Raw genomic sequence first — 14,705 nt, 5'->3', positions numbered from 1 at the left:
TACACCAATCGAGATCTTCTTACTTAATCTACGTCACTAAATTCGTTCAAGTTATTTCTTGCAATCTGCCAAGAGTATAAGAATGGAAAGCGTCTAGTTGCGAAATATGAACCAGTGGATGAAAGTTTTTCAAAAGTATACACTATTCAGAAATTTTTGTCTGAAGAGGGTAAGATTTGAGTTGATGAATTGATTGGTGAAGGAATGTTTGAGTATTCAAAGCCAGTAAGTTTAATCAAATTCTTGATTGAAATTTCAACAATTCAGAGAAAAAATTCAATCATACTAGACTTTTTTGCTGGTTCAGGTACGACTGCCGATGCAGTTATGCAGCTTAATCGGGAAGACAATGGTAATCGTAAGTTTATTATGGCAACTTTAGATGAAAATACACCAATAGATTCTAAATCAAGAGGGGTTGGATATAATACCATTGATGAAATTTCACGTGAACGTATCCGTCGTGCAGCCGGAATGTTAGGAGATACCAGTGGGTTCCGAGCATTAAAAGTGGACGATTCAGGAACAAATTCAGATATTTTCAAAATAGCAAGCAACACGAATAAAATACAACTTTTGAATTTGGTAGATTATCATGTTGATAATCAGACGGATTTTGATTTGCTATATGAAGTACTTGTAGACGGAGCGTTTGAATATAATCGTAAGATTGAAAAGTTGATGATTGAGGATGAAGAAGTCATCGCATATGATTACTTTGGCGAATTATCCGGTGTACTGGCGTACTTTGGTGACCATTTAACTGATGACCTTACACGTCAGATTGCCAAGAAGCAGCCATTGATTGCTGTATTTAGAGAAGCCGCTTTTGAAAAGTCTGCACAAAAGGTTAATGTACTTGAACAATTCCGGATTCTATCTCCAGATACGAAAGTGAAGGTGATTTAATGAATAAACAAAATTATCGTGGTTCCGAATGGCGAAAGTGGGATCTGCATATGCACTCTTTTGGAACCAAAATGAATAATCAGTTTGGAGATGATGTTGATGCTTATTTACAAAAAATAGAAGATTCAGATGTTGCAGTGTTCGGAATCACAGACTATTTTAATGTGAATACACAATTTGAAACGATTAATCAATTTAAATCCAAATTTCCAGACTCTAATAAAGTGTTTTTCGTAAATGTTGAGTTTAGACTGAATGAGAATGTTAGTGACGATCCGGCCGGTCATGTAAATGTACATTTGATTTTTGACAACCGATTGAGTGAGTCTAAAGTGAAGAGTTTTGTTGAATCGCTTGAGTTAACCCAAACCACCAAGTACGGCACACATAAAAAAATAACTGAGTTGCAGACAGAGCAAGATTATCAAAGTGCAACGATTGATCGTCATGAAATATCGAAAAAATTGAGCGAGAATTTTGGTAGTGAAAAGCCATATCTTATAGTATTTGCTGCAGGTGGTCATGGTGGAATCCGGCCTAATATTGAAAAAGGTAAGGTAAACGGTTCTTTACGCAATGGACCACTGTCAGATGAGTTAGATAAGATGTCAGATTTCCTTTTTGGCGATGTACAGTCAAAAGATTATTTCTTAAACCGACGAATGGAAGCTGACGGTACATTTAAACAAGCAGTTAGATATGAAGATGCCGATAAAAAAGCTATCGTTAAAGAAAGTGATGCCCATATGCTTGAGAAAAGTGGGGAAACGAATGGTATCGGTGATGGATATTCATGGATTAAAGCAGATACAACATTTGAAGGATTACGACAAATTCTGTTTGAACCAGAAAACAGAGTGGCCATTTCTCAAGAGTATCCAGAACTTAAAAGTCCATATTTAGTTATTGACCATGTAACATTTAATCAAAAAGTAAAAGGGCAAGATAAATCTATCAGCGTATTTCTAAATCCAAACTTGAATACTATAATTGGTGGCCGTTCAAACGGTAAATCGACCTTAACTAATACACTAGCTAAGACACTCAAAAATCCATTGTTTGAAGAACGAGATGAAGCTACTGGGCAATGGATGCATACGTTTAATGATTCTGATTTCAAAGTATATTGGCAAGATAAAAATGAGCCTGATGCTACAAGGGACATCGAGTTTATTCCTCAGGATTATATGATTAAGCTTGCTGAAAATGATGATGATAGAAATGCTTTGATCCGTTCAACGATTAAAACAGATGAAAACAATTATCAAAATATATTAGATTATGAAAAAAAAGTACTGGAGAATCAGCCATCTATTCACAAACTAATTGAGGAGTGGGAAACACTTAATAACAGATTATCTGAATTGGAGGCTCCAGAAGGTGATAAGTCTGGAATTGAGCGGCAACTAAGTAGCCTTAATGACGCGATTAAGGATCAGTCTGCAAAAGTTAATTTTAGTGTTGAAGAACAAGAAGAGTATCAACAAGCATATAGTAATTGGCAAAATTTTGAAAATAAGTATAGATTGATAAAGGGAAATTTGAGGAATATACTTGCACGAAAAAATGAAAAAATTTCGTTAAATGTGAATGTTCCTCAAAGTGATGACAACGATTATAATAACGAATTATCAGTATTTATTAAAGAATTAGAACGAGAAGTTAATGAAAAATGGCAAACTAAATTAAGAGAGTTGGAAGAAAAACAAACGCAAAAGTTATCTGAATACAAACAAAGCGCTGATAAAGTTCTCTGTTCTGAAGAATATGTAAACGGGAAGTCTAATATTGAAAAGAGTCAAATATTAGAGAGTTTGTCGGAACAACAGAAAATAGAAAAGGCTAAATTAGAGGCTTTTCAAAAATTTGAATCTGATAAGCATGATCTTCAGAGACAAAAGAGTGAGAAGGAAAATCAAATTTTGGAGCAATATTCAAAGTTTAAGAAATTTCAAGATGACCTAAAAGATTCGTTTAAAGCAAAACCTAATAATGGAAATATTGAGATTACGATAGATTTTTCTGATGTTTCATTTGAAGATAAAATTAGTTATTTGCGTAGTAATAACGTATCGAATATGCAGTTTATTCAAGAATTTAAGAATAACCGAGATGAAACTGTTAGCAATATTTTTAAGCGTGAAAATTTGGTGTTTAATCAAGGAAAAAAATTTGATGAATTTATTCGAGATTTATTTTCTCAAAATTGGACTACGCTAAACTACATTTTAAAATATGAAAATGATGATTTTTCAAAAATGTCTCAAGGGAAAAAAGCATTTGTTATTTTGACTTTGATTTTAGAATTTAGTCAAGATAAAAAACCTGTTATTATTGATCAACCTGAAGATAGTTTAGACAATCGATCAATATATCAAGAGTTAACGCGATATTTAAAGACTAAGAAAAAAGAACGACAAATTATTTTGGTAACACATAATCCTAATGTAGTTGTTGGTGCTGATTCAGAAAATGTTATAGTAGCTAATCAACATTCATTAAACGAGCCTAACGAAGATGAAATCCAATTTAGTTATGTAAATGGTGCATTGGAAAATACGTTTATTGATAATTCAGCTACTGCTGTACTTAATAAAAAAGGTATTCGAGAACATGTCGTTGAGATTTTAGAGGGTGGTAAAGAAGCGTTTAAAAAACGTGAAGATAAGTATACGTCAGAGGTATCATTATAATGAAACTCCAATACAAACACCAACAATTTCAACTAGACGCAGTTGATGCGGTTAGATCAGTATTTTGTTGGTCAAACAAAACAAAATGATGTATCGTATCTAATGGATATCGGTAATGATCAGCGTGTAGCCTTAGATGTGCTGAATACTGGATTCAAGAATGCACCAATCGCATTATCGGATACAGATATTTTAAATAATATTAAATCAGTCCAAAAAGAAAACGGATTACTAACAGATAATAGACTCGTCAAAATGGCAATCGGTGGCAAAGATAAAGTAACCAAGGTAGATAATTCACGTGAAAGTCTCACGTTGACTGTCGAAATGGAAACGGGAACTGGAAAAACCTACACCTACATTAAGACAATGTTTGAGTTATACAAGCAATACGGCTGGTCGAAGTTCATTATTGTTGTGCCAAGTATCGCTATTCGTGAGGGGGTGGCGAAAACTTTTGAGTCTACTGCTGAACATTTTAAGACAGGGTACGGTGTCGCCATTCGTCCCTTTGTCTATAATTCTACACAGCTCGATAAGATCGAGGCGTTTGCCAGTGATGCTGGTATCAATGTAATGATTGTGAACACGCAAGCTTTTAATGCACGTGGTGCAGATGCACGTCGTATTGATATGGTGCTAGATCAATTCCGTGGCCGACGACCAATTGATGTAATTGCCTCAACTAATCCGATTATGATTATCGATGAACCACAATCAGTGTTGGGTAGTGGTTCAAAAGCTGAATTAAACGCGATACGAGTTGGCTTAGCGAAGTTCAACCCATTATTTTTCATCAACTATTCAGCAACTCACCGTGACAATTACAACATGGTGTATCGATTAGATGCCGTTGATGCCTATCAAAAGCAGTTGGTCAAACGAATTAGTGTGAAGGGAATTGAAATATCGGGTTCAAATGCTTCAAGTGGGTATTTGTATATTGAACGTATTAATGAAAAACCAACCTTAAAAGTTCGGGTACATTTTGAAACGATTAATAATAATGGAAAAGTCGTTAAGACTTCGAGGTTACTTGACGTTGGAGATAATATTTATCGCCATTCCGGCGAAGTGGAAAGTTATCGCAGTGGATTTGTGATTGCAGAGGTTAATGCTGTTGATCAGTTCGTTACTTTTACAAATGGTTTAAAATTACATGTTGGTGAAGTTGTGGGTAATGATAGCGAGGATGATTTACGCCGAATTCAAATTCGCGAAACCATTAATTCACATCTTGAAAAAGAAACAGAACTATTTAAGCGTGGTATTAAAACACTATCGCTATTCTTCATTGATGAAGTAGCCAAGTATAAGGATTACGATCGCGATGATACAAAAGGTACATTTGCACGTATTTTTGAAGAAGAATATGAATCAATTGTTCGTGATTATTTGACAAATACACTTGATCTTGATGGTGAATATAGAGAATACTTACGTCGAGAACTTGATACACCGGAACAAGTTCATGCTGGTTATTTTTCTGTTGATAAAAAAGGTCATGCAGTAGATAGTAAAGTCAAGCGAGGCGCTGAAGCCAGTGATGATATTTCAGCCTATGATTTGATTATGAAAAATAAAGAACGATTGCTCTCTTTTGAAGAACCAGTTCGTTTTATTTTTTCACACTCTGCTTTGAAAGAGGGTTGGGATAATCCTAATGTGTTCCAGATTGCCACATTGCGACAAAGTTCGTCAGATATCAAAAAGCGTCAAGAAATTGGTCGTGGTTTACGATTATCAGTTAATCAAAATGGTGAACGGCAAGATGCACAAGTACTGGGTGAACAAGAAGTTCAACAAGTTAATACTTTGACAGTTATTGCAAATGAAAGTTATGAGAACTTTGCCAAAGAGTTACAATCTGAGTTAGCAGAGGCCATTAAAAATAGACCAAAACAAATTAATGTGGCGCTATTTAACGGTCGTGAATTGACGGCAGTTGATGTGAATGGCAAAATAACGGCACAAATGGTCGTCGATGATGATGAAGCCGCTGATATTTGGGCGAGTCTTAAAGCGGCTAAAATTATTACCAAAGAGAAGCAAACGACTGATGATTTTAAATTATTATCACGTGAAGAAAAAGTAGTGATGGTTCGTGAAGCGCTAGATACAGACTATCAACCTTATGCTGCCGCAATTAATGCGTTGATTGAAAGTGTGTATGATCCTAGTGTGTCGATTGTAGATGATAGCCGACGTCGCGTAGCCCTTAAATTAGATAGAGAAAAATACGCGAGTCGAGAATTTAAAGAATTGTGGTCTAGAATTAATCGGAAGACTTTTTATACAGTTGACTTTGATGATGATGAGATAATTGCAGCAGCAGTAAAACGGATTAATGAACAATTAGAAGTCACAGCGCTAAAGGCGACAGTGACTTTGGGGTCTTTGAGTGCTACAGATCAAGGTTCTAAGTTCACGGTTAATGAAAAACATGCTGAGTACATTGCCAAACCAAGCAATTCAGTTAAATATGATTTGTTGGGAGAAATAGCTGAAAATGCTGGTCTTCTCCGTAAGACAATTGCAGCAATATTATCACAGATTCATCCACAACAATTTGCAAAATACCAGACTAATCCAGAAAGTTTTATTATGAATGTCAGCAACATTATTAATGATGTTAAGGTTCAAAATATCGTGGCTCATATTACTTATAACAAGTTAGATGAGGTTTGGAATGAAGATGCGATTTTTGCAGACACAACAATTTCTGGCATCATGGGCAAAGATGTATATGATGCAAAGAAGCATCTATATGATAAAGTACGTTATGATTCAGAGATTGAGAAGCGGTTTGCAGAGGAATTAGATGTTGAGTCTAATGTTGAATTATACGTCAAACTGCCTGGTGGCTTTTACATTAATACGCCAATGGGACATTATAATCCAGATTGGGCAATTGTATTAAATGAACCAGATCAGAAGCATGTCTATTTTGTGGCCGAAACTAAAGGCGTTTCAGAAAATATTGAAATGACACTTAAGGGCGTAGAAGAAGCAAAAATTAAGATTGCAAGAAAACATTTTGCCGCAATTTCTAATCAAGAAGTTATCCATGATGTTGTTGATTCATATGATAAACTGATGGAGAAATTGAACAAGTAATTATATTAAAGAAAATCATTTTGACGTTAGTTATACTGTCTGAATTATTTGAGAAACAAATGATTGACAGCGAGATTGTTAGGTAGGAAAGTAAATGAACGAATTTGAAATAACAATTCCAAATGATTCAGCATTAGTGATTGATGTGACAAATAAGGCACTATATAATTACGATTTTGGCCCATACTCGCTGGTGCCGCTTCAGAAAGTGGCTGAGCAGTCCATTGAAACACGATTAAGCAAAGAATTGCTTTCTAATGTTTCGGTAACTAAGTTAATACAGTCTTCACTTCAGGAAGATAAGGTTGAATATGTTGCCCGTTTTTCGGATGCTATTAAGAAAAAAATCGCAACTGGAAAACTATCGTTAGGTATTAAGAAAAGTTCTGGCGACATGTTTGGGGTACTTAAAAATACTAAGACTGGGAAGGCACATAGTTTAGTTAGTTTAGATAAGAAAACCGTAGATAATCTTGGTAACTTACCTGAAATGTCAGCTATTCAAGGACAACTGGCTGATATTACAGAGCAAATAGAAGGTTTGAATAGATTAATTAGTCGCGTAGAGCAAGGGCAATATAATGCTCGTTTTGCAGGATACTTTAGTGCGCGGCAGCTTGTGGTTGAAGCACTAGCTAGCTAGTGATGATGATGATTTGAAAAAAGAATTATTTATTACAGCGATTAAAACCAATAATGATACTATCGCAAAATTGATGTTTTCAGTTCGTGAGGATGCCAATGCTTTTACTGATATGAGTATCAAAGCAAAGGAAGCAAAGCGGATTGACAATTTTTTACAAAATCAATCGGATATTTAAATGCTTCGGTACAACTAAACTTAGTTGCATATAGCGCAATAGGTGAAAAACATGCGCTGATGGCTACGCTAGCAAATTACCAAGCTTTTCTTGATCAAACACTACTCAAGAAAGTTGAAGAAACAGGCAAATCAGTAGCATGGCGTATAGATAATGCGCATTCTGGGAATGAGGGACGATTTAATGATATTTCCCAGAATATTTCGATCAAAATTGATAAACTACTAACTAATGTGGAAAATAAAAAAATTGAAAGCGATATTGGTGACGAGTATGGCAAGTAAAGTATGTTCTTGGCCGAAATGTAAGAAAGAAGTTTACGATAAAAAATCCATATTTTGTGGTGAACATAAAAGACAAAGCAAAGATTTGACAGAAAAATCAGTCAAGACAGCCGTAGCCGCGGGTGGTTTGGTTATTTTAGCAGCTGGTAGTATCAAAAAATTGTTAAAATAAAAAGTAGAAACAATTCGTTCTAAACGTACCCCCATAAGTTGGCGTGAATATAACTTATGGGGGTTTATTATATTTTCAAAAGAAACAAAAATTATCGTTGTGAAAGTTAAGTTTCATACGATTTTAAGGGAGCAACTTAAAATATGAGAATAGTGCGCCACCACTTGTTAAAAAATTACAAATGTTATAATAGAGCCGATATTGACACGAAAAAACGATTAGCTTTTATTGTTGCTATTGACGGGGAGTTGTGATGACACAGTTAGTATGGCCACTAATATTATTTACTTTCGCAACAATTTTGGGCAATTTACTTAAAAATACGAAACCGATGCAGGCGATTTATCCCTATCGTGGGTGGCTAATTCTTGGCACTGGGATTATGTTGTTCAGTTATACATTGCTGACGATGAGTCATCCTTTTGTACTGCCGGTTTTGATATTCCCAATGTCATTTATCGTTGTAGGTTTATTGACACTAAGCAAAGATAGAAAATATGAAAAAGCGCCAAACCTAAAAAACTAGGTTTGGCGTTTTTATGACGTTTAAAACAACATAAAAAGCCGCAATAGAAGTTGCGACTTGATATAGCTCGTGAGAGAATCGAACTCTCGATTCCGCCGTGAAAGGGCAGCGTCTTAGCCACTTGACCAACGAGCCATGGTCAGTGATGTCTGAATTACTATCAAACAACATATAGTATCATAACAAGTTTCACGGCAGACGTCAAGCGTTTTTTACGATTTTTTTGAATTAATGGCAAATTTTTTGAATAGCCAGCTGTTGCGTCTCGGGGAGGAGTGGCAGGAGTTTGCTTAATTGTGCTTTGAACTGCTGACGGCCACGATTAGCGGCGAAACCGTTGGCATGTTGTATCGCTTGATAACGCTTGATGAAGTTGTGTGCTTGTGACTCGGCAACCTGTTGGATTTGGGTGAGTAGTTCAGGATCTTGCGTGGCTTGGGCCATCAGCACGAGATCAGTTGGGGTGACATCAGGCATCGTCAGGACTTTTGCAATCCCAAGTTGGGTCAAAGCTTGCTGGCGCAGCGCTGCGTCTAAGGTTAGTGTTGTCATTTATTGCTCCTGTTTAACGTCCAAAGGACTAGTTAAACAAATAAAAAACGTGCTCGATATACGAACACGTTTAAAAGTGACGTATATCCAATTACAGTGGAGCACCTTGCCAAAAGGTAGGTTGCTGCTAGGTCAAAGTGTGTAATCACTCACTAGCTCTCGATATAACACGTGATTTAATTGTTGCAAGTAGTGTATCACAAGCGAAAAGATGTTGTCAACTAAGAGGCTAGTATGACATTTCTTCATTTTCATTTAGTCCGTTTCTGTTACGTGCGTTGTTAGCAAGCTAGCCACCACAACCTAACTAACGCTGAAGTTAAATCTGGTAAAATAGTAAGGTAAGTAAATGAAAGGCAACTGACAACGCATGCCCAATTACCTGATACTCACGGAAAAGCCATCCGCTGCCGCTAACTTTGTCAAAGCATTGGGTGGCCAAACTGGCACATTTAACCAATTTAACTATAAAATTACCAATTTACGTGGTCATGTGATGACCCTAAAAGAGCCCGAGGCGATGGTTGCTGATGAATTGAAGCCGCGCTACAAATCTTGGCTCATCAAGCATTTGCCTTGGGATCTGGCTGACTTTTCATGGGAACGCACCTACATTCGGCAACGCAATTTCCGCACGGGGAAAATTGAAACGACGAAACAATTGGTCGATGATTTAAAAAAAGAAACTAAAAACGGCTATGATGCCATTGTCATCGCCACCGACACGGACCCGTCGGGTGAAGGCGAGTTGTTGGCTTGGGAAGCGTTAGACGCCATCAAGTGGCGCGGTCAAGTCCTGCGGGCGAACTTTATGGATGAGTCCGTCAAAGGCATTCAAGCCGCGATGACGCAGCTTCGCGACGTGTCCGATAAGCAACAAGATGGCGACTATATTAAAGGTGAAAGTCGCAACCGTTGGGATTTTGCCTCGATGCAACTCACTCGTATCGCGACCACCGCGGCTAAAAAACAAGGTTTTAAGGTGGTCGCGCGGCAAGGGCGACTAAAGTCAGTCATTGTCTGGCAAATCTATGCGCAACTAGAAGCGATTAAAAATTATGTTAAAAAGCCGTATTTTGAGGTAAAGTTCAAAGATCCCGCCGGCCACGTGTTTGGTCGAGTCACCCCAGAAGGGGATGTGATCCCTTGGCGCTTTCCAACAAAGACGGCTGCGCAACAAGATTTAGCCCAATATCATGAGAGTGCGGTCGTCAATGAAAAACACCAGACACGAACGCAAGCCCCAGGAAAATTGTTAGATTTGGCTGGCTTAGCCGCCATTTTGGCACCGCGTGGCTTTTCTGCCCAAGAGGTGCTGGGCACGTATCAAAAAATGTATGAAGCCCAAGTGGTGTCTTATCCACGAACGGAAGATAAGACGGTCACACCAGAGCAATTTAATGAATTGTTGCCAAAAATTGATCAAATTGCCCAAGTGGTCCAAGTCGATACAAGTTTGCTCACCCATCGGCAACCACGGCCAACCCATGTGAAAGCCAAAGGCGCCCACGGGGCCAACCGACCAGGGGAAAACGTCCCGACAACGTTAGCCAGTTTGGCCAAATTTGGGCCTAGTGCCTCAGCCATTTATGAAGTGATTGCCAAGAATTATTTGGCAATGTTGGCTGAGGACTACGTTTATGATCATGTAACTGCTAATCTGGCGGACTACCCAGACTTTAAAACGGCGTATAACGTGCCGATTGCGTTAAATTTCAAAGCAGTCTATGATGCCCAACGTGCTACAAAAGTTGAAGAAGATGCCGAAGAGGACGTGGCGAGTGGCCAGTTAGGGCCACTGGCGCAACCTTATTTGCACGAAGGTGCGAACAAGAAGCCGCAAGCGCCAACGACGAAATGGATCATGGCTTTTTTGGAGAAGCATAACGTGGGGACAGGGGCGACCCGCGTCTCAACTTTATCTGACATGAGCAAAGGCACCAAAGCCATGATTAAGGAAACACGGGGGAAATTGACGCTTACCGAAACAGGCAACGTGTCCGCGGTGATGGTGAAAGATACTTGGATTGCGTCACCGAAAATCACTAAACGGCTATTTGAAATGATGGATCAGGTCGGGCAATTTGAGATGACCATGCCAAAGTTACTCGAATCCGTGACCCAAGTGGTGATCCATGATATGCCAATCATGTTAGCCAATGCGGAACAATTAACCGCGCGGTTAGGGCAACCCAAGCCTGTACCAAAGCGCAAAGTGAGCGAGAAAATGACTGCCACGTTCAAAGGTGAAGAAATCACGTTTGCCAAAGAATGGAGTGGGCATGTCTTTACAGATGATGAACTGACCAAGCTGTTGAGCGGGGCAGAAATTAGCTTTGAAGCCAAATCAAAACGCGGCAAGCCGTATACTGCAACCGGTAAATTAGCAAAGCAAACTTATAAAGGCAGCACATTTTACGGCTTTAAATTAAAACCAAAGCCCAAAAAAGCCTGATCTCATGAGATCAGGCTTTTTTTAGTCTTGGAATTCACCATCGGCGATGGCTGCTAATAAATCACGTGACGGAATGAAGAAGAGTTGGCCAGACAGAATGTCAGAAAACTGTAGCAAAAAGTCAGATTGATCGAGCATATTTTGTAACATGCCTTTTGTCACAGTCCAATGACGGGCATAGCCCATAAAATAAGTGCCGGTATTGCCCGAAGCAGGGTCAGAATAAGGGACATTCATCCGAATAATCTTTTGTTCAACCCCGTCAGGTTCAAATTTTGAGGCAATATTATGCGCATTTGGATACTTGTCGTCGTCATCTAATTCAATATCGGAAAACTTTTCCCGACCGACAGCTTTTTCTTGTTCTTCAGTGGTTAAGTGGTGCCAAAAGTCCATATTATGCCGCCACTTTTGTGCAAAGGCGTAGGAACCATTGATAAATTGCGGATCTTCATCACCAATAATGGCATATTCGGCCGCATCTTCGACCGCAGGGGCTTCAGTGCCGTCGATAAAGCCAATAATAGCACGACCTTCAAAGTAACGGAATCCCTTGGTTTCATCGACGACAGTGGTAAAGTCCTTTAAGAAACGCATAAATTGGGTCTGCGCTTCATAAACAACCGCTTCGTTGCTGGCGCGAATGTGGAAGAATAAATCACCTTCACTCGCTGGCATACTATAATTTGGGCCAGTTAAAGTCTGATAAGTTTCCAATTCGGCTGGGATTGGTGCATTTGGGAAAAGGTAAACCCACGCTTCACGGCTAAAACCAAAGGCGACTTTTAAACCAGAAGCAGCTGATAAATGCGAATCACGAATTCGCAATGAGCGAATAATGGCTTGTGAGCGATCCGCGAATGCTTGAATAGCAGCTTGGGCCTGTTGTTGATCGGCGCGCGTGAGCTTTAAAACAGTGAATTGTACGTGTTCACCAGCATCTTTCCAGACATCTTGGGCTTTTGTTGGGGTAATAGGCATCTGTACGTCCTCCATTAATGACTTTATGTTCACAGTCAGCATACACCTTTTTAATGTCTTAATCAAGAATCATTCTAATTTACTTGATTAAATTTGGTAAAAAGTTTAGTATGAGAACAACACAATCGACAGTTGAAAAATGAGGTAGGACACATGTTTAAAAACATCCGACAATTAACACCTTTTGCCATTATATTACTGGCAATTGCCTTTACCATGTCAATTAGTCAATCGACGATGACGACGGCATATCCCGTTTTAATGCGTAACTTTCAAGTGGATGCAGGGACGGTTCAGTGGTTAACGACGGGATTTATGGTGGCGATGACCCTCGTTATGCCGGTGAGTCCGTGGTTATTGAATAATGTCACGTTGCGGACGTTGTTAAATGGGATTGTCGCTGTTTTTTTGACGGGGACAGCGGTGGCCATGTTGGCGACACGGTTTGAAGGTATTATTATCGGACGCTTGCTAGAAGGGTTAGCTGTCGGTGCGTTGTTTCCAACTTTTCAAAGTGTCATTTTGGAAAATACCGCAACGGCTCAGCGTGGCGTGACCATGGGAGTTGTCGGCTTAGTCATGGGATCAGCTTTGGCCGTGGGACCAATTATTTCCGGTGTCGTCCTCCAAGAGGTTTCTTGGCGTGCGTTATTTGTGCTCTTTTTTGTCATTTTATTAGGCTTGATTGCGTTTGGACAACCCTTGATTCAAAACACGCATGTTATGCAGCCGTCACGCTTCGACTGGCTGTCAGCGCTGAGTTTAATTGGTTTTGGTGGGGTTTTGTATGCGATTTCAAGCATTGAGACGCTGGGTATGAATTGGCTATGGTGGGCTATTTTGCTGGGAAGTTTTTGCCTGCTGACATTGTTTGTTATTCGGCAACGTCAATTAGCACAACCCTTTTTAGACCTATCAGTACTCCGGTATCGCGGATATATTCCAGGTTTGTTGCTAACGGGTATTTCATATTCTGGCTTGATTATCGCCACGGTGATCATGCCCTTATTCTATCAACGCGTTTTCAACATCACACCGATGTGGTCGGGGTTGTTGATGGTGCCCGCTGCGGTATTTTTAAGTCAGTTGAATCCACGTACTGGTCGGTTACTGAACCAAATTGGTTTGAAAAAGTTGGTGTACATTGGCATGGCCATGATGATGGTCGGCTATGCTGGCTTAGCGTTATTTGGAACACAATCGTGGGTTGTCGGCATATTGGCAGCCTTATTGCTGGAAGGTGGGAATGCCTTTGTGATGATGCCGGCGGTGACGGCGGCTAACAATGTTCTCCCTGAGTCATTGGTGAGTCATGGCACTGCGCTAATTACGACCATGCGTCAAGTCATTGGTGCAGCCAGCGTGGTCGTGGCGACACTGTTGATTAGTCACTTCAACACCACGGTGACGATTGGCCAAGCATTATCGCGCACATCCGCCTGGTTTATCTTGGTACCAGTGGCTGGTGTGTTATTGGCAACACAATTAAAACGCCATGAAGGTGACTAAAAAAAGCAGATCAATTGATCTGCTTTTTGATTAGAATTCGAATTGCCAGTGGGTTTGTTGCCAGGCTGCTTCCCAGAAGCGCCATTCCATTTCTAAACTGAACAGGAACGTTTGGGCAACGTGTTCAAGCTGTGTTGGTGTGAGTTACGCTACCGCTCGATCTAACGCTTCAAAACGCCAAGCGTTGTAATCCGGTGTATCTGGTGCCATCTGCGGTGCATATAATTCGATCCACTCTTTAAGTGGGTTGTCGGCGTTATTGGCACCTTGGTCAACGAGTTGCTCACCAATGACTGCATAACTCCACGCGCAAGGGAGAAGGGCTGCCAGGGCATCAGCGTAAGTACCATGGTAAGCCGATGCATACTATGATCCGTATAACGCTTTGTTTCCGGTTCGCGTCGCCAATTTTCAATGGTATGGCCGGTAATTTCCAGCATCACTTGATGTGCGCGCGATTCATTTTGAACAAATTGGGCAGTGGTCAACAGTTGATTAATATCGTCAACATTATCGGTTTTGGTAATCGTCAAGGCGGTCACTTGCAAATAATCTTTCAGATAATGCTCGTCTTGTTCCACATAATAATTCAATACGTCATTTGGTACGGTACCAGCTGCGATGGCTTGAACGAATGGGTGTACCATAATGGCATTCATCATGGGCTGGGCGCGTTCTAAGAGCGC

The 14,705-nt window shown here is 39.7% G+C and carries 13 protein-coding genes, 1 tRNA gene and 1 pseudogene; 10 read left to right on the top strand and 5 right to left on the bottom strand.

Going from position 1 to position 14,705, the window contains the following annotated elements:
• Positions 1-204: 204 nt before the first annotated feature.
• The 8 genes from IE039_RS02045 to IE039_RS02020 all read left to right on the top strand — a co-directional run bounded on the left by IE039_RS02045 (position 205) and on the right by IE039_RS02020 (position 8,522).
• Positions 205-909: a DNA methyltransferase gene (locus IE039_RS02045; RefSeq protein ID WP_010005642.1), complete on the top strand. Its 705-nt coding sequence runs from the start codon at positions 205-207 to the stop codon at positions 907-909.
• Positions 909-3,602, top strand: coding sequence for a TrlF family AAA-like ATPase (locus tag IE039_RS02040; RefSeq protein WP_010005641.1), 2,694 nt, complete (start codon positions 909-911; stop codon positions 3,600-3,602). Before IE039_RS02045 ends, IE039_RS02040 begins: the two co-directional genes overlap by 1 nt.
• 102 nt (positions 3,603-3,704) lie before the next feature.
• Positions 3,705-6,719: a restriction endonuclease gene (locus IE039_RS02035; RefSeq protein ID WP_229782826.1), complete on the top strand. Its 3,015-nt coding sequence runs from the start codon at positions 3,705-3,707 to the stop codon at positions 6,717-6,719.
• A 94-nt stretch (positions 6,720-6,813) separates the two neighbouring features.
• Positions 6,814-7,362: a hypothetical protein gene (locus IE039_RS08365; protein ID WP_010005639.1), complete on the top strand. Its 549-nt coding sequence runs from the start codon at positions 6,814-6,816 to the stop codon at positions 7,360-7,362.
• Positions 7,363-7,375: 13 nt separating this feature from the next.
• A complete protein-coding gene (locus IE039_RS08360; RefSeq protein WP_010005638.1) occupies positions 7,376-7,540 on the top strand; it encodes a hypothetical protein in 165 nt (54 codons plus the stop codon).
• A 59-nt stretch (positions 7,541-7,599) separates the two neighbouring features.
• The gene (locus IE039_RS08355) at positions 7,600-7,824 is read left to right on the top strand and encodes a hypothetical protein (RefSeq protein ID WP_010005637.1); all 225 of its coding nucleotides are present in this window, start codon (positions 7,600-7,602) and stop codon (positions 7,822-7,824) included.
• Entirely contained in the window at positions 7,814-7,996 is a 183-nt protein-coding gene (locus IE039_RS02025) for a hypothetical protein (protein ID WP_189428651.1), read from the top strand. The genes IE039_RS08355 and IE039_RS02025 overlap by 11 nt, the downstream gene beginning before the upstream one ends.
• A gap of 253 nt (positions 7,997-8,249) precedes the next feature.
• A complete protein-coding gene (locus IE039_RS02020; protein WP_189428650.1) occupies positions 8,250-8,522 on the top strand; it encodes a hypothetical protein in 273 nt (90 codons plus the stop codon).
• A 63-nt stretch (positions 8,523-8,585) separates the two neighbouring features.
• Here the strand turns inward: IE039_RS02020 and IE039_RS02015 are convergent.
• A tRNA-Glu gene (locus tag IE039_RS02015) sits at positions 8,586-8,657 on the bottom strand.
• A gap of 93 nt (positions 8,658-8,750) precedes the next feature.
• Positions 8,751-9,074, bottom strand: coding sequence for a hypothetical protein (locus IE039_RS02010; protein ID WP_010002583.1), 324 nt, complete (start codon positions 9,072-9,074; stop codon positions 8,751-8,753).
• 370 nt (positions 9,075-9,444) lie between these two features.
• Between IE039_RS02010 and IE039_RS02005 the strand changes: the two genes are divergently transcribed.
• Complete coding sequence (locus IE039_RS02005; RefSeq protein ID WP_189428649.1) at positions 9,445-11,529, top strand: DNA topoisomerase; 2,085 nt, start codon at positions 9,445-9,447, stop codon at positions 11,527-11,529.
• Between the two features lie 21 nt (positions 11,530-11,550).
• Here IE039_RS02005 and IE039_RS02000 read toward each other — a convergent pair whose 3' ends face one another.
• A complete protein-coding gene (locus IE039_RS02000) occupies positions 11,551-12,510 on the bottom strand; it encodes a Dyp-type peroxidase (protein WP_010006019.1) in 960 nt (319 codons plus the stop codon).
• A 153-nt stretch (positions 12,511-12,663) separates the two neighbouring features.
• Between IE039_RS02000 and IE039_RS01995 the strand changes: the two genes are divergently transcribed.
• Positions 12,664-14,019 (top strand): MFS transporter, encoded by a 1,356-nt coding sequence (locus IE039_RS01995; RefSeq protein ID WP_189428648.1) that lies wholly within the window; start codon positions 12,664-12,666, stop codon positions 14,017-14,019.
• Between the two features lie 144 nt (positions 14,020-14,163).
• Here IE039_RS01995 and IE039_RS08480 read toward each other — a convergent pair whose 3' ends face one another.
• Together IE039_RS08480 and IE039_RS08475 are read right to left on the bottom strand one after the other, a co-directional pair.
• On the bottom strand, positions 14,164-14,349 hold the full coding sequence (locus IE039_RS08480) for a TenA family protein (protein WP_308426348.1): 186 nt from the start codon (positions 14,347-14,349) through the stop codon (positions 14,164-14,166).
• Positions 14,350-14,441: 92 nt separating this feature from the next.
• A pseudogene (locus IE039_RS08475) lies at positions 14,442-14,666 on the bottom strand (thiaminase II/PqqC family protein); the annotation flags it as partial.
• Positions 14,667-14,705 lie beyond the last annotated feature (39 nt).

The sequence above is a fragment of the Leuconostoc lactis KCTC 3528 = DSM 20202 genome (assembly GCF_014651235.1).
Classification (GTDB): domain Bacteria; phylum Bacillota; class Bacilli; order Lactobacillales; family Lactobacillaceae; genus Leuconostoc; species Leuconostoc lactis.
This window is presented reverse-complemented; position numbering and strand designations above follow the sequence as displayed.

Coding starts and splice junctions, on each gene's coding strand:
- IE039_RS02045 (WP_010005642.1), top strand. CDS start 205: ATGTTTGAGTATTCAAAGCCAGTAAGTTTAATCAAATTCTTGATTGAA.
- IE039_RS02040 (WP_010005641.1), top strand. CDS start 909: ATGAATAAACAAAATTATCGTGGTTCCGAATGGCGAAAGTGGGATCTG.
- IE039_RS02035 (WP_229782826.1), top strand. CDS start 3,705: ATGGATATCGGTAATGATCAGCGTGTAGCCTTAGATGTGCTGAATACT.
- IE039_RS08365 (WP_010005639.1), top strand. CDS start 6,814: ATGAACGAATTTGAAATAACAATTCCAAATGATTCAGCATTAGTGATT.
- IE039_RS08355 (WP_010005637.1), top strand. CDS start 7,600: ATGGCTACGCTAGCAAATTACCAAGCTTTTCTTGATCAAACACTACTC.
- IE039_RS02025 (WP_189428651.1), top strand. CDS start 7,814: ATGGCAAGTAAAGTATGTTCTTGGCCGAAATGTAAGAAAGAAGTTTAC.
- IE039_RS02020 (WP_189428650.1), top strand. CDS start 8,250: ATGACACAGTTAGTATGGCCACTAATATTATTTACTTTCGCAACAATT.
- IE039_RS02010 (WP_010002583.1), bottom strand. CDS start 9,074: ATGACAACACTAACCTTAGACGCAGCGCTGCGCCAGCAAGCTTTGACC.
- IE039_RS02005 (WP_189428649.1), top strand. CDS start 9,445: ATGCCCAATTACCTGATACTCACGGAAAAGCCATCCGCTGCCGCTAAC.
- IE039_RS02000 (WP_010006019.1), bottom strand. CDS start 12,510: ATGCCTATTACCCCAACAAAAGCCCAAGATGTCTGGAAAGATGCTGGT.
- IE039_RS01995 (WP_189428648.1), top strand. CDS start 12,664: ATGTTTAAAAACATCCGACAATTAACACCTTTTGCCATTATATTACTG.